This window comes from Vibrio tasmaniensis, assembly GCF_024347635.1.
Taxonomy (GTDB): domain Bacteria; phylum Pseudomonadota; class Gammaproteobacteria; order Enterobacterales; family Vibrionaceae; genus Vibrio; species Vibrio tasmaniensis.
In genome coordinates, this window is sequence record NZ_AP025510.1 from 2100190 (window position 1) to 2126154 (window position 25965).

The 25965-nt window shown below is 44.2% G+C and carries 23 protein-coding genes; 4 read left to right on the forward strand and 19 right to left on the reverse strand.

Annotation, left to right across the window (positions count from 1 at the left end; genetic code table 11):
- Positions 1 to 22: 22 nt before the first annotated feature.
- The 3 genes from lolA to lrp all read right to left on the reverse strand — a co-directional run bounded on the left by lolA (position 23) and on the right by lrp (position 4472).
- On the reverse strand, positions 23 to 619 hold the full coding sequence (gene lolA / locus OCV44_RS09440) for an outer membrane lipoprotein chaperone LolA (protein ID WP_139684513.1): 597 nt from the start codon (positions 617 to 619) through the stop codon (positions 23 to 25).
- 75 nt (positions 620 to 694) lie between these two features.
- A complete protein-coding gene (locus OCV44_RS09445) occupies positions 695 to 3814 on the reverse strand; it encodes a DNA translocase FtsK 4TM domain-containing protein (RefSeq protein WP_139684512.1) in 3120 nt (1039 codons plus the stop codon).
- A gap of 163 nt (positions 3815 to 3977) precedes the next feature.
- Positions 3978 to 4472, reverse strand: coding sequence for a leucine-responsive transcriptional regulator Lrp (lrp, locus tag OCV44_RS09450; protein WP_004734558.1), 495 nt, complete (start codon positions 4470 to 4472; stop codon positions 3978 to 3980).
- A gap of 156 nt (positions 4473 to 4628) precedes the next feature.
- Between lrp and ald the strand changes: the two genes are divergently transcribed.
- Positions 4629 to 5753, forward strand: a complete 1125-nt coding sequence (gene ald, locus OCV44_RS09455; protein ID WP_017107652.1) for an alanine dehydrogenase — start codon at positions 4629 to 4631, stop codon at positions 5751 to 5753.
- Between the two features lie 194 nt (positions 5754 to 5947).
- Here the strand turns inward: ald and OCV44_RS09460 are convergent, their stop codons facing one another.
- Entirely contained in the window at positions 5948 to 7150 is a 1203-nt protein-coding gene (locus OCV44_RS09460) for a methyltransferase (protein ID WP_139684511.1), read from the reverse strand.
- Between the two features lie 169 nt (positions 7151 to 7319).
- Positions 7320 to 8294: an HTH-type transcriptional regulator CysB gene (cysB, locus tag OCV44_RS09465; protein WP_009848858.1), complete on the reverse strand. Its 975-nt coding sequence runs from the start codon at positions 8292 to 8294 to the stop codon at positions 7320 to 7322.
- A gap of 322 nt (positions 8295 to 8616) precedes the next feature.
- Between cysB and OCV44_RS09470 the strand changes: the two genes are divergently transcribed.
- Both OCV44_RS09470 and miaE read left to right on the forward strand, forming a co-directional pair.
- Positions 8617 to 9381 (forward strand): hypothetical protein, encoded by a 765-nt coding sequence (locus OCV44_RS09470; protein ID WP_009848859.1) that lies wholly within the window; start codon positions 8617 to 8619, stop codon positions 9379 to 9381.
- Between the two features lie 103 nt (positions 9382 to 9484).
- Positions 9485 to 10279, forward strand: coding sequence for a tRNA isopentenyl-2-thiomethyl-A-37 hydroxylase MiaE (gene miaE / locus OCV44_RS09475; protein WP_281279098.1), 795 nt, complete (start codon positions 9485 to 9487; stop codon positions 10277 to 10279).
- A gap of 101 nt (positions 10280 to 10380) precedes the next feature.
- On the opposite strand, the gene pyrF is transcribed toward miaE, so the two are convergent.
- The 11 genes from pyrF to OCV44_RS09530 form a co-directional block, all read right to left on the reverse strand.
- Entirely contained in the window at positions 10381 to 11076 is a 696-nt protein-coding gene (pyrF, locus tag OCV44_RS09480; RefSeq protein WP_008224291.1) for an orotidine-5'-phosphate decarboxylase, read from the reverse strand.
- A gap of 122 nt (positions 11077 to 11198) precedes the next feature.
- Positions 11199 to 12374 (reverse strand): lipopolysaccharide assembly protein LapB, encoded by a 1176-nt coding sequence (gene lapB / locus OCV44_RS09485; protein ID WP_122046370.1) that lies wholly within the window; start codon positions 12372 to 12374, stop codon positions 11199 to 11201.
- A 12-nt stretch (positions 12375 to 12386) separates the two neighbouring features.
- Complete coding sequence (locus OCV44_RS09490) at positions 12387 to 12659, reverse strand: LapA family protein (RefSeq protein ID WP_012604397.1); 273 nt, start codon at positions 12657 to 12659, stop codon at positions 12387 to 12389.
- Positions 12660 to 12788: 129 nt separating this feature from the next.
- Positions 12789 to 13073, reverse strand: a complete 285-nt coding sequence (gene ihfB, locus OCV44_RS09495) for an integration host factor subunit beta (protein WP_010439923.1) — start codon at positions 13071 to 13073, stop codon at positions 12789 to 12791.
- A 121-nt stretch (positions 13074 to 13194) separates the two neighbouring features.
- The gene (gene rpsA / locus OCV44_RS09500) at positions 13195 to 14865 is read right to left on the reverse strand and encodes a 30S ribosomal protein S1 (RefSeq protein ID WP_012604398.1); all 1671 of its coding nucleotides are present in this window, start codon (positions 14863 to 14865) and stop codon (positions 13195 to 13197) included.
- 106 nt (positions 14866 to 14971) lie between these two features.
- Positions 14972 to 15652, reverse strand: coding sequence for a (d)CMP kinase (gene cmk, locus OCV44_RS09505; protein ID WP_017104105.1), 681 nt, complete (start codon positions 15650 to 15652; stop codon positions 14972 to 14974).
- Between the two features lie 278 nt (positions 15653 to 15930).
- The gene (gene kdsB, locus OCV44_RS09510) at positions 15931 to 16677 is read right to left on the reverse strand and encodes a 3-deoxy-manno-octulosonate cytidylyltransferase (protein ID WP_009847141.1); all 747 of its coding nucleotides are present in this window, start codon (positions 16675 to 16677) and stop codon (positions 15931 to 15933) included.
- Entirely contained in the window at positions 16677 to 16856 is a 180-nt protein-coding gene (locus OCV44_RS09515) for a Trm112 family protein (RefSeq protein WP_139684510.1), read from the reverse strand. Before OCV44_RS09515 ends, kdsB begins: the two co-directional genes overlap by 1 nt.
- Positions 16837 to 17844 carry a tetraacyldisaccharide 4'-kinase gene (gene lpxK / locus OCV44_RS09520; RefSeq protein ID WP_135444826.1) on the reverse strand — a complete coding sequence of 336 codons (1008 nt, stop codon included), beginning with the start codon at positions 17842 to 17844 and terminating at the stop codon, positions 16837 to 16839. The genes OCV44_RS09515 and lpxK overlap by 20 nt, the downstream gene beginning before the upstream one ends.
- A 14-nt stretch (positions 17845 to 17858) precedes the next feature.
- The gene (msbA, locus tag OCV44_RS09525) at positions 17859 to 19607 is read right to left on the reverse strand and encodes a lipid A ABC transporter ATP-binding protein/permease MsbA (RefSeq protein ID WP_139684509.1); all 1749 of its coding nucleotides are present in this window, start codon (positions 19605 to 19607) and stop codon (positions 17859 to 17861) included.
- Positions 19608 to 19638: 31 nt separating this feature from the next.
- Entirely contained in the window at positions 19639 to 21771 is a 2133-nt protein-coding gene (locus tag OCV44_RS09530) for a DNA internalization-related competence protein ComEC/Rec2 (RefSeq protein ID WP_390903458.1), read from the reverse strand.
- Between the two features lie 215 nt (positions 21772 to 21986).
- Here OCV44_RS09530 and OCV44_RS09535 point away from each other — a divergent pair, with 215 nt between their 5' ends.
- A complete protein-coding gene (locus OCV44_RS09535) occupies positions 21987 to 22499 on the forward strand; it encodes a DUF2062 domain-containing protein (protein WP_139684507.1) in 513 nt (170 codons plus the stop codon).
- A 212-nt stretch (positions 22500 to 22711) separates the two neighbouring features.
- On the opposite strand, the gene lolE is transcribed toward OCV44_RS09535, so the two are convergent.
- From lolE to lolC, 3 genes are read right to left on the reverse strand one after another with little or no spacing between them, the layout of a single operon-like run.
- A complete protein-coding gene (lolE, locus tag OCV44_RS09540; RefSeq protein WP_139684506.1) occupies positions 22712 to 23956 on the reverse strand; it encodes a lipoprotein-releasing ABC transporter permease subunit LolE in 1245 nt (414 codons plus the stop codon).
- A complete protein-coding gene (lolD, locus tag OCV44_RS09545; protein ID WP_065112160.1) occupies positions 23957 to 24649 on the reverse strand; it encodes a lipoprotein-releasing ABC transporter ATP-binding protein LolD in 693 nt (230 codons plus the stop codon).
- Entirely contained in the window at positions 24642 to 25850 is a 1209-nt protein-coding gene (lolC, locus tag OCV44_RS09550; protein WP_170213711.1) for a lipoprotein-releasing ABC transporter permease subunit LolC, read from the reverse strand. Before lolC ends, lolD begins: the two co-directional genes overlap by 8 nt.
- Positions 25851 to 25965: the final 115 nt, after the last annotated feature.

Genomic DNA, 25965 nt, shown 5'->3' on the forward strand with positions numbered 1-25965 from the left:
CCAAACGATCTGCTTGTTTAGATCAGTTTCTTTGGTCGTCGACCTCGACACCTTCCGGCGCCACAAAAGTAAAGCGGTCTGCTGCTGGTTTACCTAAGTCAACATTGTTAAAGGTAAACTCACCTTTTTGGCCGTCTTGTTCAATCACATTAAAGCCCAGAACAATGCCTTTCTCGGTGATGTTAATCTGAAAATCGCCCTGATTAGAGTCCACAGCCGTTGGCGTTAGCGTAAATTGGTTACCCGTTTGCGCAACATTGTAGTTATCCCAATCACTTGCTTGGTTACGAGTCAGCAATACAAATGGCGTTTGCGATGTGGCTTGTTCTTGCCAGTAAATACTCACTTGCTCAATGAACGGGCTGTAGTACCACAAGCTTTGACCATCAGAGACCAATAGGTTTTCATCAGGGAAAGTTGTTTCCCAGCGGAATAAGCTAGGGCGTGCAATCTCTACTGTGCCCTCGCCTTCCATCACAACATCGCCATCAGGGCTGGTTACGACTTGTTTAAAGTCAGCGCTAAAACCTGCATTCAGCGACAAGCGGCTACTCAACTCTTCTTTCGGAGAAGCAAATACTGAGAAGCTCATAAATAAAAGTGCGAATACTTTTTTCATCAATAATCCTGTTAGAACATAAGTCGGTCATGTTTTGGTTTTGACCGACTGAATAGTTATGAGTTCCTACTGGAACTAATCTTTTGGTGGCGCTGGCGCCAAGACTTCTCGGTTACCGTTATGTCCTGGAGCACTGACAATACCTTGAGCCTCTAATTGCTCGACAATTCGTGCGGCACGGTTGTAGCCGATCTTGAATCGACGTTGTACACCAGAAACAGAACCGCGGCGTGAATGAACCACGTGTTCGACAACTTGATCAAACAGAGGATCGACTTCTTCATCGCCTTCCATCTTCTCACCCGGCAATAGTGTTTCTGGGGTCTGGTCGCCGTTAGTAATCTCTTCAATATAGTTTGGCTTACCTCGAGCTTTCCAGTTGTTCACGACCGCGTGAACATCATCATCAGATGCAAATGCACCGTGTACACGAGTTGTGTGGCTTGAACCCGGTGGTAAGTACAACATATCACCCATACCAAGCAGTGACTCAGCACCACCTTGGTCAAGAATGGTTCGAGAGTCTGTTTTGGTTGATACGGTAAAGGCTACACGTGTCGGGATATTGGCTTTAATAAGACCCGTAATAACATCCACTGACGGGCGCTGAGTCGCTAGGATCAAGTGAACACCCGCCGCACGCGCTTTCTGTGCCAAACGAGCAATCAATTCTTCAACTTTCTTACCAACTACCATGATTAAATCGGCGAATTCATCGACGACAACTACGATGTAAGGCAGTTTTTCCAATAATGGTGCTTCAGGGTCCATGCTGTCGCCCGGTTTCCACAGAGGATCATGAATTGGGTGACCCGCTTCCGCAGCCATCTTCAATTTGTCGTTGTAGCCTTTAATGTTACGAACACCAAGTGCCGACATCAGTTTATAACGACGTTCCATTTCGCCAACACACCAACGAAGGGCGTTAGACGCATCTTTCATGTCGGTAACGACTTCAGACAATAGATGTGGAATACCTTCATAGATAGACAATTCCAACATTTTCGGGTCAATCATGATGAAACGAACGTCTTCAGGCGATGCCTTGTAAAGCATACTCAAGATCATCACGTTCACACCCACAGATTTACCAGAACCGGTGGTACCTGCAACCAGTACGTGTGGCATCTTCGATAAATCAGCAATAACCGCTTCACCTGCAATATCTTGTCCTAGAACAACGGTCGTTGGTGACGTCGCTTCTTGGAACTGAGGGCTACCTACCACATCGGAGAAGAATACGGTTTGACGGCTCATATTCGGCAATTCCAAACCAACATAAGGTTTACCCGGTATTACCTCTACGACACGCACTGCCAATGCAGAAAGTGAACGCGCTAAGTCCATAGAAAGACCAGAAATACGGCTCACTTTCACGCCAGGAGCCAGATCGAGTTCGAATCGAGTGATGACAGGGCCAGGGAAGATATCAACCACATCTGCCTTTATCTTGTAGTCCGCTAGCTTCGATTCAACAAGACGAGCAATCGCCTCTAGTGCATCGCGGTCAATAAAGGTTTCACGTTTTTCAGGGTGGAACAACAGCTCAAGTGTTGGCAATGGCTCGGCAGGTTTGGGCAAATTCACATCTTGCTGTACCAAGAACGGGTTTTGTGTCGCCGCCATATTCGCTTGCGCTTCAGATACCAGATTTTGGAATGCTGCTACATCTTGGTCTTGGTCTTGGTCTTGGTGCGCAGACTCATCTTCCGTGACCTCTTCCCATGGAAGATCAACAGCAAGCTCTTCAGTTTGTTCGTTAGCTTGCTCAAACTCCGCATTACCTTGCTGGGCAGCGAAAGGCTCTTGTTGCTCAGTATTAACATCTTCAATCGATACCGGTTGGAACACTGAAGTTTGTTCATCTTGCTCTTCCGCCATATCAAACGGAGATGCTTGCACTGAAGAGTCGTCTTCGATTGTTTCTTCTGTTTCATCCACTGGCGAAGCATATAAAGATTCTGGTTGCACATCTTCAGCATCGAACTCGTCATTTACTTCTGGTGAGCTATCCATTGCTGGTTCTACACTTTCAACAACCGTTTCAGTCGGATTAACTGCTGGTTGCTCATCCTGCATGTATTGCTGATACGCGATCTGAGATTCATGCGCGTCAACCTGCTCCTGCTCAGCAAGATCATCTTCATACATTGCCGCGTTTTCTAGTTGCTCTATCGTTGCATTCAACTGCTTCGAGCGCTCAATACCGTCTTCTAAAGGTTCTTCTGGCGCTTGGTAAACCGGTGCTGCAGGAATCGGTTCTTGCGCAGGAGCTTCGACCGGCATGTGAATATTGTAATGGCGCTTCGGTGTTGCTGTATTGTCTGACGACTCTTCAATCTTCTCTGAAGAATCATTGGTTGCAGAGAAGCTCATCGTGGGCTCAAGCTGCTCTTGTTCTATTTGTTTAGAGCCTTCTATAGCGCTATCTTCTAGATCATTATTTCCGATAGCAGGAACATCGCGGTAGATAGGCGCGTGATTACGTTCTTCAATTAACTCGCGGTCTGCTGATTCGGTTAACTGAGGTTCAAGCAGCTCTTGATCTTGGCCGCGCGCCTTATTAACGGCTGACGTAAAGAATTTGATTGCACACTCGCCTAGCCATTCAACAATACTTAACCAAGAAATGCCCGTTAATAGAGTTAAGCCAGCGCCCCACAAGAAAAGAAGAACCAACGTACTGCCCAGAACGTTGAGCGTTGGAAGTGCAAGACTTGTTAATACATCACCGACTACACCACCTGATGAAAAGTACCAAATATCATCGAAGTTGATATCAGCTAAACCACAACTAGTAAGAATGAGGACCGTGAGCCCTAATAAACGAGTACCCCACAGCATGAAATCGATCTGCTCATCTTCATTACGTTTACGAAACAGTACCCACGCAGCAACAGTCACCAAGATAGGCAAAGGATAAGCTAAAGATCCAAACACAAAGAAAAGCGTATCCGCCAACCATGCACCTACGTAACCACCTGCATTTTGAATATCACCACCCCAAGCCGTTTGCGACCATGATGGGTCAGCAGGACTAAAAGTTAATAACGCAACGGCAAGTAGAATAGAGAAGAGAACACCTAGAATTAGGCTGCACTCTTTTAGACGTTGAGAACCACTTAAACGAGGAGACTGAGGCTCTTCACTCGTTTTAATGATTGTTTCTACTTTATTACTGCTCTGCTTGAACATAAACCAACTTAATAATTAAACGGGATAAAAACATCTCGAGCGGCAATAGCCGCTCGTTTCAATGAAACTACTGTTGATTTAACCATATCAAACAGAAAAACCCAATTCCAGAAAGCAAGAAAGCGGAACAAATGTCCGCTTTCTTTCATTTCACCAACAATGATTAACGAGTTTTAATCACAAGTTGATTGGTTTGTTTCACTTCTTCCATTACAACGTAAGTTCGAGTGTCGTTTACGCCTGGTAGACGAAGCAACGTATCACCCAGTAGCTTACGATAAGCACCCATATCAGATACACGTGTTTTTAGAAGATAGTCAAAATCACCCGACACCAAATGACACTCTTGGATGTCATCTAGCTTCTGCACAGCGGTGTTGAATTGTTCGAACACATCTGGCGCACCACGGTTCAACGTAATTTCAACAAACACTAAAAGTGAAGCATCAAGGTACTGTGGGTTCAGCAATGCTGTGTACCCAGTAATGTAACCCTGACGCTCTAAACGACGAACACGCTCAAGACATGGAGTTGGAGAAAGTCCTACTCGTTTTGAGAGTTCAACGTTTGAGATACGACCGTCTTTTTGCAACTCATTAAGAATGTTGCGGTCAATACGATCTAGTTCCTTGGACGGCTTCTTATAATTGTCTGCCATTTTTTATTCCACCTTATTACTTCCTTGCAAAAAAATATACTACAACTTTTTAATATTCGGTATCAAATTCTACCTGAACCTATCTATACTAGATATTAATTCGACAGAATTACCCTACACATAGATAAAACAACCATAATATAATAAGGAGTCAGGATGATCATTGGCGTACCTAAGGAAATCAAGAACCACGAATACCGCGTTGGTATGACCCCTGCTAGCGTGAGAGAACTAATCTCACATAGTCACCAAGTTTTTGTTGAAACCAATGCCGGTACTGGTATCGGTTTTTCAGACGATGATTACATCGCTGTAGGCGCATCCATTCTTCCTACTGCTGCTGACGTTTTCGCGAAAGCAGAGATGATTGTAAAGGTTAAAGAACCTCAAGCTGTCGAGCGAGCTATGCTTCGTGAAGGGCAAATATTATTTACCTATTTACACCTTGCACCAGATTTTCCACAAACGGAAGAGCTAATCAAGAGCAAAGCTGTCTGCGTAGCCTATGAGACTGTAACAGATAATATGGGTCGCTTGCCACTATTAGCACCAATGTCTGAAGTCGCTGGTCGCATGTCTATTCAAGCAGGTGCACAAACACTAGAAAAATCTAACGGTGGTTGTGGTCTTCTTCTTGGCGGCGTTCCTGGTGTTGAGCCAGCGAAAGTTGTTGTTGTTGGCGGCGGTGTTGTTGGTGCTAACGCAGCACGTATGGCTGTTGGCCTTCGCGCAGACGTAACCATCCTTGATCGCAACGTAGATACGCTTCGTCGTCTTGATGAAGAATTCCAAGGTCGCGCAAAAGTGGTTTATTCTACTGAAGACGCTATTGAGAAGCATGTTCTAGAAGCAGACCTAGTGATTGGTGCAGTACTAATCCCAGGCGCAGCCGCTCCTAAACTTGTTACAAAAGATCACATCGCTAAGATGAAGCCAGGTTCAGCGGTTGTTGATGTTGCAATCGACCAAGGTGGTTGTTTTGAAACTTCACACGCTACAACTCACGCCGATCCAACTTACATCGTTGATGACGTAGTTCACTACTGTGTTGCTAACATGCCAGGTGCCGTTGCTCGTACTTCTACTTACGCACTAAACAATGCAACACTTCCTTACATTGTTAAGCTAGCGAACAAAGGCTACCGCGAAGCACTTCTATCTGATGAAGGTTTCCTAGAAGGTCTAAACGTAATCCACGGTAAAGTGACTTGTAAAGAAGTTGCAGAGAGCTTTGACCTAGAATACGTAGCGCCTGCAGAAGCAATCGCAATGTTTAACTAATGATGTAATGACTAACTGAACGCAATAACCTTCTCGTTGAAGCGTTCAGTTAACTCATACACATTAAACAAAAAGCCAGTACGACATTATGTCGTGCTGGCTTTTTTTGTATTTATAGCTTCATTTTTCATTTATGACTTTGTTTTGCGTTTATGATTTTAGCTCGTAAAAACGCGTACCAGTGCTGTTTACCGCTACCGCTCGAACTTAACCCCATGAATCAATAGGTTTCTTGGTGTTATACTGCGTTCACAAAACTCTTCAATCGTAGCTTCATAGCCTTGCTCTTGTAGATAGATGGCACGATCTAAGGCCAACCATATCTCTAAAGGTCGTCTAAAGACTTGCTGAACCAAACTCAGCTTTTCCATTTCCCAGAAAAGCGCTTCGCCCTGAACCAAATAAGAGTCAAAATCAATACCTGAACCAAGCGATAGCTCTTTCACTTCAGATGCCCAGCAACAAAATGATTCAAAGCCTTCGGATAGCTCTGATTTCTTGATGCTTGGTACAGGCATGTACTCGTCGACACCAAGTTCAGCCTTAAGCAACTTGCTAAAACCCAAACGGTAACTCATTTCTAACTGACGGTGTCTCTTGACCCTTTCACCACCGGTGACGGTTTCTTGAAGCGGGATTCTTAAATCGCTCTTGCTCAACGTTAATGCGGAGTTTTTCGCAACGGATGACATCGCTTGGTAGCTTTCATCGCGAATAAGGTGGTAGCAACATGGCGAAATGGTGACTGCAGGAAGCCCATGTGAAACAGCCTTTTTCACTAATTCGACATGAAGGTCACCACAAGCATGAAGAGCAACAGCATGTTGATTTGAGTTAAACACCCGATCTGCATCTTTTGAAAACGCGTCACCTTGAACAAAGCTCATATCTAGATGTTGAGTATCTGCAATCTTTTGCCCGCTTTCACACAGTGACTGTTGCCACTCAAAGCTAGTGACCTTTTGATCTGACTGCTGAGATAAGATTCGACCGAGAAAGCCTTTGCCAGAGCACCATTCAAGCCACTCTTTACCATGATGGCCTTTTAATGAAGCCTCACCCATCGCGACGATTTGTTGCAGCTTTCTGCCGGGAATACCATCGGCAGTACCACGCGGAAGATCAATACCAACTAAAGCCGAATTATCAAACTGGATGTGTTGATTGGCATTCTCTAACCCTGGGAGAAAACGCATAAGTTCCGAAATAAGAACTTGAGGCTGTTCTTTTAACGTTTGAATGCGTTCAATACTCAAGCCATCTAACCAATCGACAAGCGGAAGGTTCACGTCTGTCCATGGCTGATCATGAGTTTGGCATAGGTGAAAAGGCTCTGAACGCCAGTAAATCTGGTGATCTAGCAAAAATGAATCGAGTCTTTTGAATCGTGAATGCATGCTTCCCCCTATGATGCGAGGATTGTAGGGGTAAGAGGCCAAAATAGAAAGGAACGTTACAAACTGAGGTTATATAAAGGCAACCTATCAGCAAGCCAACCACAAATGAGCTTAAATGAAAACGGCCTTTAAACAGGCCGAATTAGGAATCTAGGTAAAACTATGACCCTTAGCGAACGGGTAAGTCGATGTCTTTAAACATCTCTTCGATCTCTTCATTCGATTTCAAAGAAATAGCTTGCTCAACTACTGGGCGAGTTAAGTGCGGTGCAAAACGCTCCATAAAGTCAAACATGTAAGAACGCAGGAAAGTGCCTTTTCTAAAGCCAATACTTGTGGTGCTAGCACCAAATAGATGGCTCGCGTCAATAGCAACTAAGTCTGTATCTTGCTCGTGGTCAATCGCCATGCTTGCAATTACACCCACCCCGATCCCCATCCGAACATAAGTTTTAATCACATCAGCATCCGTCGCGGTAAACACAACACGCGGTGTTAAGCCTACTTTGTTAAATGCTGTATCCAGCTCGGAACGGCCAGTAAAACCAAATACATAAGTCACGAGAGAATAAGCGGCAAGATCTTCAATCGAGATATTTCGTTTCTGTGCAAGAGGGTGATCTTTCGTTACCACGATCGAACGGTTCCAATGATAACAAGGCAGCATAATTGCATCTTGATAAAGGTGTAGCGCTTCCGTTGCAATCGCAAAGTTCGCTGTACCCTTAGCTACCGCTTCTGACATCTGGCTTGGCGTGCCTTGATGCATGTGAAGCGACACTTTTGGATAACGCGCCGTGAAACCTTTAATCACATCAGGGAGTGCATAACGAGCTTGAGTATGAGTGGTTGAAATATTCAATGTGCCCATCTCAGGATGAGTGTGCTCACCCGCAACCGCTTTAATACTCTCAACACGAGCCAAAATCTCTTGAGAGATACGAATAATATCCTCACCGGCTTGTGTAACCTGAGTTAAATGCTTACCGCTACGCTCAAATATTTGAATGCCTAGCTCGTCTTCAAGTAATCTAACCTGTTTACTTATGCCGGGCTGAGATGTGTACAAACTCTCTGCTGTCGCTGAAACATTTAGGTTATGGTTTAGAACCTCAACAATGTACTTCAGTTGCTGTAACTTCATATCTAACCTCGTAATCCTTTACTCATTTCTGCGCTAACTTATTTGCAAATAGAGCGTTATAGTCTCGTGTAATATAATTAATAGTTATAACGCTTCGAGAACTAAAATGACAGAAATATCGAGCTTTTAAAGCGTAACAAATAAAAATATCACTGACGCTTTGTAAGCCACTCCTCATTCTCACACATTAGTTAGTAAATTTTGATTGCCGATTGCGCTCAACAAGAGATAATCAAAAATTGTAATTTACAAGTGCCTATACACAATGGAATCGTGTATCCTCTCTAGTTAGCTATAGAAAACAATAAGCAGACACAAATATATGAATATTGGTTTAATAATCGCCTTGGTAGCCGTGCTTTTGGTGTTGGTTTTAGGCTACAACATCATGCTTCAATACAAAGTTAAGGTAGAAACAACGAAGAAACAGGAAGCTTCTCGTTATCTAACCATTATAGATGGAACAGAAGAGTTAATTGGCAATGCTCACCACATGCCGTTTAGCCAAGATCTTCTTATATGCTTAAACAATCGAATTCTTGATGCATTAGTTAATATGTATGAACTCGATCCTAAAAATAAGCAGCTTGCCCAACGCATCGAAAGCGTAAAGCAACAAATCACGCAGCTTAAAGAGAACCACCAAGGGGGCGAAAGCACCGCTTTTCGCATGCCTAGTAGTGACAAACAAGCAATCATGATGCTTAAGCTAGTTAAACGCTTGCGTGACACGGTTCGTAACGAGCACAATAAAGGACGTTTTAATACTCAAGCTTTTGTGGTTGAAAACGCTCGCTTAGAAACAATCCAAATTCGCATCAACATCGAGAATGTTATCAAACGTGCAAATGACTCGATATCTCGTGGACAGCCTGGCACAGCGATTCAACTGTTGCGCAAAGGCATCGATGCATTAGCCACTAAAAACGACGCATACTCCAATCAAGCGAAAGATAAGCTCCAGCAGATGCTTGACGATCTTGATCAGAAGCGCCTAAATAAAAACGCAGAAGATTTACAGCAGATGGAATCGAAAGAGCGTGAAGATGACATGGATGCTCTATTCGGTCAGAAGAAAAAATGGTAACGCTCTAACCCAACACTTAAAGGCCGCTCAATTTACATTAAATTAGCGGCCTTTTTTGTACCTGCGGAATTTCCTTTCTCCGTATAGGGAGATCTCTTAAGCTGTGATAAAATCCCGCATTATCAACAAACCTGCCCTTACCATGTATCAAGAACTATTAGCTCCAATCCACTCTTTCCTTAAAGCTGAAACGCCAGATTCATGGATAGCTGAAGCCAAAAATCCAGAAAATCTCCACATCATTCTACGCGATCATATGCTTTGTGAACTTAAAGCGGCACAGAGTGCTTTGTTCCTTATTCGTAAGTATGCGGTTGATAAAGAGAGTGCAAAGCAACTAAATGAATGGATCTTGCCCTACGAGCAATTTGCTTACCGTCGTATCGGAGACTTAGAGTCTCTACGTGGTAAAAGCAATGTATCAAAGCAAATTACAGCGAAAGAAGGCTGCAATTACGGTGCTGACTTGATCGATAAAATGGTATTGCTGATCAAAGAAGAGCTGCATCACTTCTACCAAGTGATGGAATTAATGGTAAAAAAAGGCGTGACTTATCAACCGATCGAGGCGGGTCGCTACGCTAAGGGTTTAATCAAGCAAGTTAAAACATACGAACCTGATGCTCTGGTTGATAAGCTTATTATCGGCGCCTTTATTGAAGCTCGCTCTTGTGAACGCTTTGCTAAACTGGCTCCTTTCTTAGAAGAAGATATGGAGAAGTTTTACGTATCTCTACTTCGTTCAGAAGCTCGCCACTATCAAGACTATCTTGAACTCGCGGAACAAATCGCAGGGAAAGATATCTCTGAGCGTATTGCTCATTTTGCGCAAGTTGAAGCTGAACTTATCACTTCAGAAGACAGCGACTTTAAGTTTCATAGTGGCGCTCCGGTTTAAGCCAGTAGAATAAGTCAACTCCAGACCAATTCTGTATCTTGTATACAAATAAGAAGGCCAGCAATTTGCTGGCCTTCTTTATTCATATCGCGATCTTAAACTTAAGCTAGCGTACCGTTTATCTCAGCCAGTACTGCTGCAGGGTCTGCTGCTTGAGTAATAGGGCGACCGATAACAAGATAGTCAGAACCTGACTCAATCGCCTTAGAAGGCGTCATGATACGCTTCTGGTCACCAACATCAGCGCCTACAGGGCGAATACCCGGAGTAACTAGCTTGAACTCCTGACCAAGTGCCCCTTTAAGCAAAGAAGCCTCTTGTGCTGAACATACAACACCGTCTAGGCCTGAGTTTTTAGTCAGAGATGCTAAACGCATCACTTGTTGCTGTGGCTCTAGATCCAGACCGATACCCGCTAAGTCAGATTGCTCCATACTGGTTAGTACCGTCACACCGATTAACAATGGACGATCTTTACCATATGGTTCTAAGATTTCGCGTGAAGCCGTCATCATACGCTCACCACCGCTCGCGTGTACGTTCACCATCCACACGCCCAGTTCAGCGGCAGCACGTACTGCTTTTGAACATGTGTTCGGGATATCGTGGAATTTAAGGTCTAAAAATACTGAGAAACCACGTTTATGTAATTCACGAACAAATTCAGGGCCAAACAGAGTAAACATCTCTTTGCCAACTTTTAGGCGGCAAGATGCTGGGTCAATACGATCGACAAAGGCTAACGCATCCGCTTGGTTATCATAATCCAATGCTACAATGATTTTTTGGTCGTTCATTTCATCTCCTAACGCAATTAACTTTCTACAAAATATTTATACCAATCAGGCCATAAATAACAGTCATAAAAATGCAGCCCGAAAGCTGCAATTAATAATTTGGTCTTAAAATGACCACAAATCTATTCACCATCAAGCCCACGAATAGGCTTGATCGTTCCCCACCCCTTACATGAAGGGCAGTGCCAATACATTGAGTGAGTTGAGAAACCACACTGACGGCATCGGTAATGAGGCTTAACCTTGAGTTGTTCACCAACCATAGATTGAAGCGTTGTTAAGCTGTCTTTGGCTCTACCTTCTTCCGCTTCCTCTAGGTGATAATCAATTAATCGATAAAAACCTTTCATGGTTGGGTTTTTAACAAGCTGCTTTGTCAGTAGCTCTTGAGCAGAGCCAACATCTTCATGGTCGGCAACGAGTTGAGCCAGCATCAACTCAGCGGAAACACCGGCTTTCTTCTGAATACACGCTTTAAGGAACTCGACCAACTGCGCTTCTTGTCCAAGTTTGTGGTAACACTCAGCAAGCGTTGGCAGGACTTCACTAATGAAGTCGATATCTTGCTCGAGAACTGACTCTAAATAAGTAATTGTCTTGTGATAATCTTCATTAGCTAAATGGAATTTTCCTAAAGCAATACTGGCTCGAACGCATTTAGGGTCTTCTGAAAGGGCCTTCTTAAAGTGCTGAAGCGCTTTAGGGCGGTTGCCGTCGGCTTGCTCTTGCATCGCGAGCTCACACCAGAAGTGTGCAACCATCGCACGCGTCTTCATTTTCTTCTTGCTTAGCTTAACTAAGATATTTCCGTAATGAATCGCTTTATTCCACTCTCGCGTTTGCTGATAAATGGCAACCAACTGCTGTAAAGCGCCTTCTTTATGATCAGGTTCTTCTACAAGCTGTTCAAAAATTTTCTCTGCGCGATCAAGAAAGCCTGAGACCGTATAGTCTTTAGCTAATTGCTGCAGTGCGAGGTTTTTCTGGTCGAGGGTGAGCCCAGACCGAGAGATAAGATTTTGGTGAATACGAATAGCGCGGTCGACTTCACCTCTTGAGCGGAACAAATTGCCCAAAGCCAAGTGAGTATCGATGGTTTCATTGTCTACTTGCAGTAGCTCAATGAAGTGATCAACCGCTTTGTCAGATTGGTCTGACAGTAATAGGTTCAAACCCGTCACGTATTGGCGGGAGATCTGGTGTGATTGCTTTTGTTTTTCTTGCTGAGCGTTACGATTACCCATATACCAACCATAAGCGGCTGCAATAGGTAAAAGTAAGAACAGTAACTCTAACATCAAATATGGCCTTTAAGCTTTAGTTTCAGCAGCGACCTGCTTTGATTGCTTATTGAGTTGCTTCTTCAAGCGATGAATTTTTAGTTGAGATCGCATGTGCATATTTCCAAAGACTAACCAGGCAAGAGCAAAACCTGAAACGAATACAACACCTAGCAAGCTTGACAGGTGGAAGTCACCTTGCGCTAGCAAATAATTGAAATTCACAATTGTTTGGTTTTGAGAGCCTAAAGCCAGTGCCATTAGGAAAAGTGCAATAACAGCGACTATTTTTATAATTTTCATAGTTCATCACTCATTGATTAGTTAGCTGTACGATTATGCAGGAAAATTACTAATCAGACCACCATATTATGGTCATAAAAAAGCGGCATACATTATAGTATGCCGCTTTTCTTAATTCCGATAAGTAGCCTACAACCCTGAGTTTACTCGTTCGCGTAGCTCTTTACCTGGTTTAAAGTGAGGAACGTATTTACCTTCCAACTCAACCTTGTCACCAGTTTTGGGATTACGTCCAACACGAGGTTCACGGTAATGCAGAGAAAAGCTGCCAAAGCCGCGAATTTCGATTCGATCACCACTTTCTAGTGTTGAAGCCATATGCTCTAAAATGTCTTTTACAGCGTCTTCAATTTCTTTTGCAGAAAGATGCGTTTGCTCAGCGCACAGTCTTTCAATCAATTCAGACTTAGTCATAGTTACCCTCGTTGGTTTTCTTTTTAGAAATTATAGACCTATAGGAAAAATAAGCAAAAAAAAAGGAGCCTTACGGCTCCTTTCTTGGCTAGATAGCTATAATTCTCTTAACGAGAAGCTATTATTCGCCTTTAGCAGCTTTGAATGCGTCTGCCATTGCGTTACCGAACGCGCCTTCATCAGACTTGTTCAGTGAAGCCATTGCTTCTTGCTCATCAGCTTCATCTTTAGCTTTGATAGATAGGTTGATTACGCGGTTCTTACGGTCTACACCAGTGAACTTCGCTTCAACGCTGTCGCCAACGCTTAGGATTAGAGATGCATCTTCGATACGGTCACGAGAAACTTCAGAAGCACGTAGGTAGCCTTCAACGCCTTCGATTAGCTCGATAGTAGCGCCTTTAGCGTCAACTGCAGTTACAGTACCGTTTACAAGAACACCTTTCTTGTTGTCAGCAACGTATGCGTTGAACGGGTCGTTTTCCATTTGCTTAACGCCAAGAGAAATACGCTCACGCTCTGCATCTACTGCTAGAACAACAGCAGAGATTTCGTCGCCTTTCTTGTATTCACGTACAGCTTCTTCGCCGGCAGCGTTCCAAGAAATGTCAGATAGGTGTACAAGACCGTCGATACCGCCTTCTAGACCGATGAAGATACCAAAGTCAGTGATAGACTTGATCTTACCAGTAACTTTGTCGCCCTTAGCTTGCATTTCTGCAAATGACTGCCATGGGTTAGCTTTACACTGTTTCAGACCTAGAGAGATACGACGACGTTCTTCGTCGATATCAAGAACCATAACCTCAACTTCGTCGCCAACATTAACAACTTTAGAAGGGTGGATGTTCTTGTTAGTCCAATCCATTTCAGAAACGTGTACTAGACCTTCAACGCCTTCTTCGATTTCAACGAAGCAGCCGTAGTCAGTTAGGTTTGTAACACGACCAGAAAGCTTGTGACCTTCTGGGTAACGCTTAGCGATTGCTACCCATGGATCTTCGCCAAGTTGCTTAAGACCTAGTGAAACACGAGTGCGCTCACGATCGAACTTAAGAACTTTAACTAGGATTTCGTCACCAACGTTAACGATCTCTGATGGGTGCTTAACGCGCTTCCAAGCCATATCTGTGATATGTAGAAGACCGTCAACACCGCCAAGATCAACGAATGCACCGTAGTCAGTAAGGTTCTTAACGATACCTTTAACTTCAGTACCTTCTTGTAGAGTTTCAAGAAGTTCGTCACGCTCAACACTGTTTTCAGATTCGATAACAGCACGACGAGAAACAACAACGTTGTTACGCTTCTGGTCTAGCTTGATTACTTTGAACTCTAGCTCTTTGTTTTCTAGGTGAGCAGTGTCACGGATAGGACGTACGTCTACTAGAGAACCTGGAAGGAAAGCACGGATACCGTTAAGTTCAACAGTGAAACCGCCTTTAACTTTACCGTTGATGATACCAACAACAGTTTCAGCTTCTTCACAAGCTTTCTCAAGTACGATCCAAGCTTCGTGACGCTTAGCTTTCTCACGAGAAAGTTGAGTCTCACCGAAACCATCTTCAACAGCGTCTAGAGCTACGTCTACTTCAGCACCAACTTCAACTTCAAGTTCGCCAGCAGCGTTCTTGAATTGTTCAGCAGGGATAGCAGATTCAGACTTAAGACCAGCGTCTACAAGAACGTAACCGTTCTCGATAGCTACTACAGTACCTTTAACGATGCTGCCTTGTTGGAATTCAGTTTCAGATAGAAACTCTTCAAAGAGTTGAGCAAAAGATTCAGTCATTATTTAATCTTCAATAATTAAACGTCCATGGGTATCCTACCGCATGGGGTTGATAAATTCGCCGGTCATCATCCTTGCGACCAACGTTCGTACTAGCTCGGCGAAATTACCCAGCCAGTTTCGATTCAATATAGTGTAGTGCTTTTTCGACTACCTGTTCAATATTCATTGAGGTGGAATCAAGCACTAGAGCATCCTCTGCAGGGCGAAGTGGCGCCACTGGGCGATTACGATCTCGATCGTCTCGCTCTTGGATCTCGCTCAAAAGGTCGTCAAATTTAACATCTAACCCCTTCTGTTGCAACTGTTTAAGGCGGCGACTCGCGCGCTCTTCAGCACTTGCATCTAAAAATATTTTCGCTTCAGCTTCAGGAAACACAACCGTTCCCATGTCACGACCGTCAGCAACCAAACCCGGCGCCGCGCTGAATGCGCGTTGACGACGAAGTAGAGCTTCACGAACGCGAGGTAAAGCAGCGACTTTTGAAGCCGCCATGCCCGTCTCTTCTTTACGAAGTTCACCAGACACATCTTCGCCTTCTAAGATAACCTTCACTAGCTCACCTTCAGCGATAAACTGAACATCTAAGTGAGTTGCAAGCGGTACTAAAGCATCTTCTGATTCAGTATCCACGCCATGGTGAATTGCCGCTAAAGCCAATACGCGATAGATCGCGCCTGAGTCTAGAAGATGAAAGCCTAGCTTATCCGCTAGTAACATACACAGGGTACCTTTACCTGCACCACTTGGTCCATCAACCGTAATCACTGGGCTTTGAGAAGGCATCTTTTACTCCACGTTTTGTCGTAAGTTTTATTCTGTACTAGCGATTCGCCACTACTTTATAGGCGGCATATTATAGAGAAAATTTGCAAGTCGAGCGAGGTAAATCTCAGATAATTCCGGGGGGATGATACAGAAACCCATGCAACCAACTCAATATCCGTTAACTTAGATAAATAAGGCTGTCATTCGCTTCTCTTTAGACATAAAAAAGCCTCGCGATAAGCAAGGCTCATGATTTTGCATTTTTGTAGAGCAAAGAAGTAGTCGCTAAAAGACGCTTAGCCAATAATAGCTCGAACAGCTTCTAGGTCTTCTGGCGTATCAACACCAGCTGCAGGTGCTTCTGCCGCAACGTCTACATGGATTTTTTCACCGTACCAAAGTACACGTAGCTGCTCTAGGCACTCAATACGCTCAAGGGTACTTGGTTCCCAGTTGATATAGGTGTTAATAAAACCCGCACGGTAAGCGTAAATGCCAATGTGACGAAGCAGTGGAGATTCAGCAGCTGTACCGTTGTTCGCGTAAGCATCGCGATCCCAAGGAATAGTCGCTCGGCTAAAGTACAGGGCATACCCATCTTTGTCGGTCACAACTTTTACGGCGTTAGGATTAAACACTTCGTCAGCATGAGTAATTTCCACACCGAGCGTTGCCATCGGTGCTGTACTGTTCGCAAGGTTATTCGCAACCTGATTAATGATCGCAGGTGGAATCAGAGGCTCATCACCTTGAACATTCACGATAATATGATCATCAGGAATCTTCATGACTTCAATCACTTCAGCGAGGCGCTCAGTGCCTGATTCATGATTAGGTGATGTCATACAAACGGTCGCGCCAAATGCTTTGGCCGCTTTTTCAACTCGAGCGTCGTCGGTAGCGATAATAACGTTATCGGCACCCGCCTTCATTGACTGTTCGTATACCCATTGAATCATCGGCTTTCCACCAATGTCAGCAAGTGGCTTCCCTGGTAAACGGCTCGATTGGTATCTTGCAGGTATAACAACCGTATAAGACATTACTTACCCTCATCCATTGAAACGCTGCGAGCTTCAGGTTCCAAAAGAACAGGAATACCCTCTTTAATTGGGTAAGCAAGGCGATCAATTTTACAAACAAGCTCTTGCTTATCTTTGTCAAAAGTTAGTTTACCTTTACATACAGGGCAAGCAACGATCTCAAGCAGACGGTGATCCATAGTATTCCATAACCTCTTTTATTCTTTTTAAAATTTGCTGTTGCGAATCTTCATTGAACTGCGCAGAAACTGGAAGATACCACCAGTTGTCTTGCGCATACTCTTCGCATTTTACAGCGTCTTTTTCTGTCATAATCATATTCATACCTTTTTTTGCTAAGGCATGAAGTTCATCTTTATCAAAATCTTGATGGTCGGCGAAGCCCTGCGTATAAACCACATCACCATCAAGATTTTCCAATGTTTTAAAAAAGCGTGGTGGGTGACCGATACCAGCAAAAGCCACCAGCTTTTGTAATTCTGCCACAGACCTTTTCTGACCCGTCTTCAGGTTAACCGCTTGGCTTGGAAGTAAAGACATCGAGAACTCTCGCCCGTGCGCTTTACCGCCATTATTAACCAAAAAGTCTACGTCATCTAAACGAGATATAGGCTCTCTTAATGGGCCCAAAGGAATTAGACACTCACTACCAAAGCGTCTCGCACCGTCGATAACAGCAAATTCAATATCGCGTTCAAGTGCGTAATGCTGAAGGCCGTCGTCAGTGATGATGACATTCACCCCTTCACTCAGTAAAGCCTTTACTGCGTTTGCGCGCACAGGGTCAACCGCTACAGGCGCACCAGTTCGCTTACGGATCAAGCGAGGCTCATCACCAGAGTGCTCTGCTGGCGTGTTTTCATCCAACACTAACGGATAGTTTGGTGCTTTCGCCCCATAGCCTCGAGAAACAACGCCTGGCTTAAAACCGTGAGCCTGAAGCATCTCGACTAACCAAATCACAACCGGTGTTTTGCCATTACCGCCAGCGGTAATATTACCCACAACAATCACGGGTAAAGGCGGACGATAGGTCTCTTTCTTCCCCGATAGATAAGCGTCACGACGTTGACCGCTGATCATTTTGAACAACAGACTCAATGGCCACAATAGCGGCCAGAGAAAGTATTTTAATGGGTGATTGTTAAACCAAATTTTTTCGATCACAACAAGACCTAATCTTATCCGCTGAACTGAATTCGGTGTAGTTGTGCATAAGCGCCATCAAGGGCGATAAGCTCGGCGTGTGCACCTCTTTCAACAATGTGGCCATCGTCGACCACAAGAATCTCATCAGCTTGTTCGATAGTAGAAAGTCGGTGTGCAATAACCAATACCGTTTTGTCTTTCTGCAGCTCTTCTAACGCAGATTGAATCGCTCTTTCTGACTCGGTATCCAGTGCAGATGTCGCCTCATCAAGAATCAAAACAGGTGCATCTCTCAATAGAGCTCGTGCAATCGCGATACGCTGTCTTTGACCACCAGAAAGACTTGCACCATTCTCGCCAACAACTGTATCGATGCCATTTTCCATGCCTTCGATAAACTCACTTGCATGCGCAAGTTTAGCCGCGTGTTCGATCTGTTCACGTGAATACTGTTCTTCAGCTGCGTAAGCGATGTTGTTCGCAACCGTATCGTTAAATAGATGCACATTCTGAGAAACAAGAGCGAAGTGCTCACGTAGGTTTCTCAATTCATAATCACGAATGTCGTGACCATCAAGTTCGATAGAGCCTGAGTCTACGTCATAGAAACGAGTAAACAGGTTGGCAATGGTACTCTTGCCCGAACCCGATCGGCCGACAAGTGCGACAGTCTTACCTTTCGGTATATTAAAACTGACCTTATCAAGCGCTGCTTTCTCTGCACCTTGGTAAGTAAATGTCACATCTTTTACGGCAACTTCACCCGTTACGGTTTCAGGCTTCAACGTACCTTTATTTTGTTCCGTATCTAGATCCATCAAACCAAATAGGGTCGTACTCGCTGCCATACCACGTTGGAATTCAGACGTTACGTTAGTCAGTGCTTTTAGTGGGCGTAATAAACCAAACATCGCCGAGAACACAACAGTAAACGTACCGGGAGTAAGCTCTGCTTTAATTGAATCAACACTAGCAAGGAATAGAACAACAACGATTGCAAGTGATGCAATCATCTGAATGATTGGGTTAGCGGCCGCTTGAGCAGTGATTAACTTCATGCTTTGTTGGCGCATTTGGTTACTAACTTGGTCAAAGCGGTGTTTTTCTAGATCTTGTCCACCGTACGTTAGAACCACTTTATGTCCTTTCAGCATTTGTTCTGCAGAAGAAGCAACGTGACCCATACTGGTTTGCATGTTCTTAGAGATCTTTCTGAATCGCTTCGACACGATACTGATTGCCCACGCGACAAGAGGAGCGACAGCGAACAACACCAAAGACAACTGCCAGCTATTCCAAAACATCAGCGTCAGTAGGCCAATAATACTTGCGCCTTCACGGACAATACTGACTAATGCTTTACTGGTTGCCGCTGAGACTTGCTCTGAATCGTAAGTAATTCGAGATAGCAGCGCACCAGTCTGTTCTTTATCAAAAAAAGAAACTGGCATATGCATGAAATGGCTAAAGATTTTACGTCTAATTTCCATGACCACATTGCCTGAGACCCAGCTCAAACAATAGGTTGAAACAAAACCACTAATGCCACGAACGAACATCATGACAAAGATAATGAGAGGGAGCGTACGTAAAAAGTCAGATTCTGCATTACCAAAGCCTTCGTCAAGTAACGGCTTTAGCAAGGAAATCATGTAGGTGTCAGTGACAGCATTTATAATAAGCGCAATAACCGCAACACCAAGGCCGGCCTTATATAGTCGAATATAAGTCCAAAGTCTTTTAAATGTGACCCAGGTAGTTTCATCTGTTTGTGTTGACATAGAATCGCTTAATTTTCTCACAATAATCTTCCTATTCTACTCCCTTACGGAGCATCTGCCTATACCACTGTCTGCCTTGTTGTTCTCTAATCTCATGATATTGCCAACCTTCTTGACCAATACCGATGGTTATTTGGCCGCTTTCTCCAGTATCAAGCCAAGCACTCCCCGCGTCGCGATAACGTTCAATAACAGATTCACTCGGCATCCCCCATTGATTGCCTTTGGCTAAAGAAGCAATCGCTAACTGAGGTGAAACGGCCTCAATAAAACGCGCGATCGAAGACGTATTGCTGCCATGGTGCGGAACAAGCATAACGTCACTTCGAAGCTGAGCACCTTCACGAGCAAGTAACCACTCACTGACCAATTCAATATCACCAGTAAGTAACATCGAGAACTCTAAATCGGGGGCAAAAATCCTGATCACACACGAATGTGGGTTATACGCCCTCTTCACTTGTTTGGGAGGCCACAACACCTCAAAAGTAACCCCTTGCCAGTTCCATGCTTCACCTAAAATACATGCTTGAATTTTAGACTGAACTTGAACGGTCGATTGTGTTTGTTGACTGATATTCTGACTGGCTCTTATCCACTTAGGATTATAGTTTTCAAGTAACGCCGGATAACCACCTGCGTGATCTGAATCGAAGTGACTCACTATTACACCCTCCAACTCATGAATCCCCCTCTGATTTAAAGTGGGAATCAGTAAGGACTCGACAATGGAACCTCCCGGCCATGCGTTACCAAGATCGTAAACAATAATCTGATTGTTCTTTTCTAAGAGCAAAGACAACCCGTGCCCAACATCCAAGATATCGATAGTTAGTTTGTCTTGTTGAGGCTTGCCAAACTCCCACCACAGTACAAACACTGTAATAATCAATATAGATAGTGCTCGCTTGAAATATCGACTGACAAAACCGAAAAACAAGATGAGGAATACAGACAACTCAATCGTGTGATTATCCACTTGAAACCAAAATCGTTCAGAGAAAGGAAGACTAAATACGAGAGGCTCAAGCGATAAGTCGACCAACATCCATAATTGTTCAGACAAACCATTGTTGAATGTAGTTAAGCCAACGCCACCTGATACTGGCGCCAATATTAAGCTAAAGAACATTGCCAGGAACAATAGTGGAATAACCACCATCGACACCCAAGGTAAAAGGAGCAAGTTGTAGAAAACAGAGACTAAGCTGACCCCATTAAAGAACAGCATCGAAAAGGGAGCAATCAGGAATGTCAGCATTAACTGAATCTTGAAGAGCTGCAGTGCTCGGTCGATAAATGTTGAGTTTGAATCGGATGACTGACTATTTAACGCAATGTAAAGAACGGCACCTAACGCACCAAAAGACAACCAGAAGCTACTCGATAATGCTGAAAATGGCCAAATTAGCAGAACCACGCACAGACTTAAGGCGACATACCGAAACAAACTGATATTTTGCCCACGCCACAAGAAATAGCTGGCGATAATACACATCACCAAAGCTCTCAAGGTGGGCAGCGTGAACCCAGCAAACCAACTGTAGAAATAGGCTAAGCCGACTCCGAATATTGTGGGCAACCAAAGAAGTGAAGATGATAGTAACCTGAATACCTTTCCTACTTGATAGCCGATACCAAAGGCAATCCCAATATGCAGCCCCGAAATAGCCATCAAGTGAATCAAACCACTGCTTTTAAGTAAGTCCCAACGCTGAGAGTGAATAAGGTCTCGATAACCAAAACTCAAAGCCATAATGAGGTCTTGATTTGCCAGTTGACTTAACCTTTCAAGACTGTTTTCAAACCAATAGGACCGTAAGTTGCTATTGGTATGAATGCGATATGCGGTATCGGTTCTATAAATTGCATTGGCAACCACACCGGCACTAAACAAATACTTTTCTAGATCGAAGCCAGCTTCATTGAGCTTGCCCCATACAGGCTTTATATACACCGATAAATTGACATCATCTCCGAGCGTTAACTTAAAAGGAGTAAACAAACGTAATTTTATCAATTGAGGAAAGATTAATTTTTCGCCGCCAATTGATCTAGCTACTATTACGCTTTCAAAACCGTGGCTATTTTCACTAAAAAGGCTAACAACCGAAGCATTTATGGTAGTATTCTGCCCTGATTGAAATAAGCGACTCGTTTGTATTTCAATCGTATTCCCTAGGCAGATAACTAGTATCAATGCTGTTGCTAGACCTCTTGCACTCCGGAAAACGCTATACTTTGTTGATGCTAGCAGTAACAACAGCATCAATGATGCCCAAACCCAATGTGGCATCACAGGCCAGAAGCTGGCAGACACAACTGTCGCAGCAAATGAAATCAAGAACCAAGTGTTAAACAAGAGAGTAGCTTCCTCCTATGCCAAGAAAGTTTATCAAACGATTTATGCCTGACCATGAGCTAATCAAGCGTCAGAAAGCATTGAAAGTTTTTGGCAATGTTTTGTACAACCCCAACTTATGGTGCCTTAATCGTCGCTCTGCGGCTGGCGCATTCGCTGTTGGGTTATTCATGGCGTTTGTCCCTCTACCAAGCCAAATGATTATGTCTGCTGGCCTTGCTGTCGCATGTGGCGTTAACCTACCTTTGGCTGTCACACTTGTTTGGATCAGTAACCCGGTCACTATGCCCGTTCTCTTCTACTTTGCTTATAAAGTTGGGGCGTTTGTTATGCATGTGCCACCTCAAGCCTTTCATTTCGAATTGTCTTGGGACTTCATCTTGGCGCAAATGAATACCATCGGACCTCCTTTCCTACTGGGGTGTTTGATTTGTGGTGTGGTTTCAGCAATGATTGGCTACTTTGGTATTCGCGGGTTATGGCGTTACTCAGTAGTAAGAAGTTGGAAGAAGCGTCAAGCAAGGTACTGATAACTTTTCCTTGCCATGTAATCTATGCTTGTATGCGCTTCACTTAAACCGCACACAAGTTAAAGTCAGATGAACCGCAGAACTCCGCAATATTGGTATGTAACCAAAGTCGTAAAGAACACGAATTGAATTCAATAAAAAAGGATCCCATCAGGGATCCTTTTTTTGTATGCCATTTGTCTATCGCGCTACATGACGTATTACTAAGCGCATTACTTCGAGCTAAGCACCGAGGCAGGGTTTAACTTTGCTGCTCGTGATGCTGGGTACCATGTCGCCAATAGGCTTAATACAATCGCTGTACCTGAAACCACAACAACATCCGTCATATCAAGTTGTGATGGCAAAAAGTCGACAAAATAGATGTCACCGGACAAAAACTGGTGATCGACTAGCCTTTCGAGCCCTTTGATAAGCGTAGTGAGATTAAGCGCGACCAAGACACCTATCGCGCTCCCAACTAAGCTGCCTAACACACCCGAGAATACGCCCTGCCAAACAAAGATGCGTTTAACAAGGCCGTCTGATGCACCCATGGTTCTTAAGATTGCGATCTCCGATGCTCTGTCTTTTACTGCCATCATTAGCGTCGAGACAATATTGAAACAAGCAACACCAATAACCAGTACCATCACCAGATACATAATGGTGCGAACCAACTGAATATCTCGATACAAGAAGCCAAACTTCTGTTGCCAACTGCGCAGGTACACATACACATCAAGCTGGTTCCCCACTTCGCGCACAATAGAGTTCGCGTTCAGAACATCGGTCACTTTTAAAGAAACACCTGTCACTGCCTCGCCTAGGTTTGCGTAAACTTGTGCATCACCAATCGGGATCAGAGCCAAGCTATGGTCTATCTGGCCATTAAGCGTCAGCAAGCCAACCACTTTCACTCGAACACGTTTTGGCGCCTGAACCTTCACAGAACCGTTAACCGTTGGAATCATTAAAGTCAGATAATCACCGACTTTCGCACCCAACACATTAGCGACACCTGAACCCAAGATAATTTGTTGTTGCCCTGCCTTAAACTCGCTCCAAGCTTGCTTATCGATAAAACTCGATAGGCTTGAGACTCGTTGCTCAAGTTGTGGATCAACGCCTCTGACTTCAATCGCCTTTAGTTCTTTGCCCTTTTCGGCAAGCGCGGTAATTTTAACATAAGGCGCAGCCGCTACAACATCATCATGTTGAGTCGCTTGTTCGATCACATGCTCCCAACGTGTCACAGGTTCATTGACTCCCTCAAATTCCCCATGCGGGATAACAGAAAGCACGCGTGACTCAAGCTCTCGCTCAAAGCCATTCATCGCAGATAAGCCAATAATGATCACTGCGACGCCGACAGCGATACCAATTGTCGAAGACAAGGAGATAAACGACACCATTTTGTCTCGTTGTTTCGCTCGGCTAAATCGACCACCTATCAATAGAGATAAAGAAGAAAACACCTAACTCTCCTCTTTTTCTACGTTAACCAGCAAACCGTCTTGCATATGAAGCTGGCGATCCATCTTACCTGCAAGTTCACCATCGTGAGTCACAACCAAAAAGGCGGTATCGTACTCACGGTTTAGTTCACGCATTAAATCGTAAATAGACAGTGCTGTGTTGTGGTCTAGGTTACCAGTCGGTTCATCCGCCAACACTAGCGCAGGCTTGTTCACCAATGCACGAGCAATTGCCACTCGTTGCCTTTCACCGCCAGAAAGCTCTGAAGGTCGGTGGTCAACACGATGACTCAATCCAACTTTATCCAACAGACGTTGTGCTTCTTGTTTAGCTTTCGCTGGCTTTTCACCACCAATCAACAGCGGCATCGCTACGTTTTCTAACGCTGAAAAGTCCGAAAGAAGATGATGGAACTGATACACAAAGCCTAGATGCTGATTACGAAGCTTCGCCTGCTTATTCGAACTCAAAGACGCTAAGTCTTGCCCGAGAAAGCTCACGCTGCCGTCGGAAGCATCATCCAATGCACCTAGAATATGTAGCAAGGTACTTTTACCCGACCCAGAGGTACCGATGATTGCTACTAGCTCACCCTTTTCTATTTCGAAGCTGACACCTTTTAGGACTTCGGTATCCAACGAACCCTCGCGGTACGTTTTACGGATATCATTACATTGAAGAAAATTACTCATAACGAAGGGCCTCAGCAGGTTTCACAGAAGATGCACGATAAGAAGGAAAAACAGTGGCAATCAAGCTAAGTGCAATAGCCAAAACCACAACAACCGCAATTTGGATTGGGTTAATCAATATTGGCAGCTGTCCACCAAATGAGAACAGAGCAACACCCATCGTCTCTAAAATAGTATTGAGGTTCGAAGCTAAGATCACGCCAAGAATGCCACCAGATAACGCGCCAATCACACCACTACTTGCACCTTGAACCATGAAGATACCCATGACTTGACCATCACGCATACCTTGGGTTTTTAAGATGGCGACTTCGGATTGCTTCTCCATCACCACCATGATGAGTGCAGAAATGATATTGAAAGCTGCTACTCCGATGATCAGACCCAGCATCAAGCCCATCATGTTTTTTTCCATACGAACGGCTTGAAATAACTCGCCACGTTGATCACGCCAATCACTCCATAACCAACCTTCAGGTAGCGGTTGGTTGGATAGTTCTGCCACTTCAAACGGGTCATCAAAAAACAATCGCCAGCCTGAAATCGTATCAGACTTGTAACGCATTAAACGCCCTGCATCTTTGATATTTGTCACCATCAATTGGGCATCGATATCAGAGCCTGTATTGAAGATACCGGCTACTGTGAAATTTCGTTGGCTTGGAATACGTCCTAACGGCGTGTATTGGCTGGCACTGGTCACCATTAGGCGAACTTTGTCCCCCATAGATACCTTCAAGTTTCTCGCCAAAGTATGACCAAGAAATAACTGATACTGACCCGCTTTAAGTGAAGACAATCTGCCGGCAATTAAATGATTCTGAAGAGGGTCATCTGAATTGGGTTCAATACCGATCAATAGCCCTGCTGATAACTGAGCAGGACTTTGGATCACCGCTTCACTACGAACAATAGGTTCTACGTGGCCATTGAGCGACATTTGCTCCGCAAAGCTAGGTGCTTGAGCAGAAAGTGACGTTGTGCCTCCTTGCTCGTAAACCACGGCTTGAGGAAGAACACCAAGAATTCGGTCTTTTAACTGCGCTTCGAATCCATTCATTACCGATAAAACAGTAACCAAAGACAGCACACCAATGGTGATTCCGGCTGTCGACATATAAGAAACAAAACGGCTAAAGCGATCACCTGAACGGCCTTTCAAATAACGCAGGCCAACAAACAATGAAATAGGATGAAACATACTTTGAACCATCTAAAGGGGATGCGGGTTAATGTAACGGGTATTGCTGTTACTGTGTAGGGGTTAATTGAAAATATAGAGTGAATTAACTCAATTAGTTAGGCTTGAAAAACAG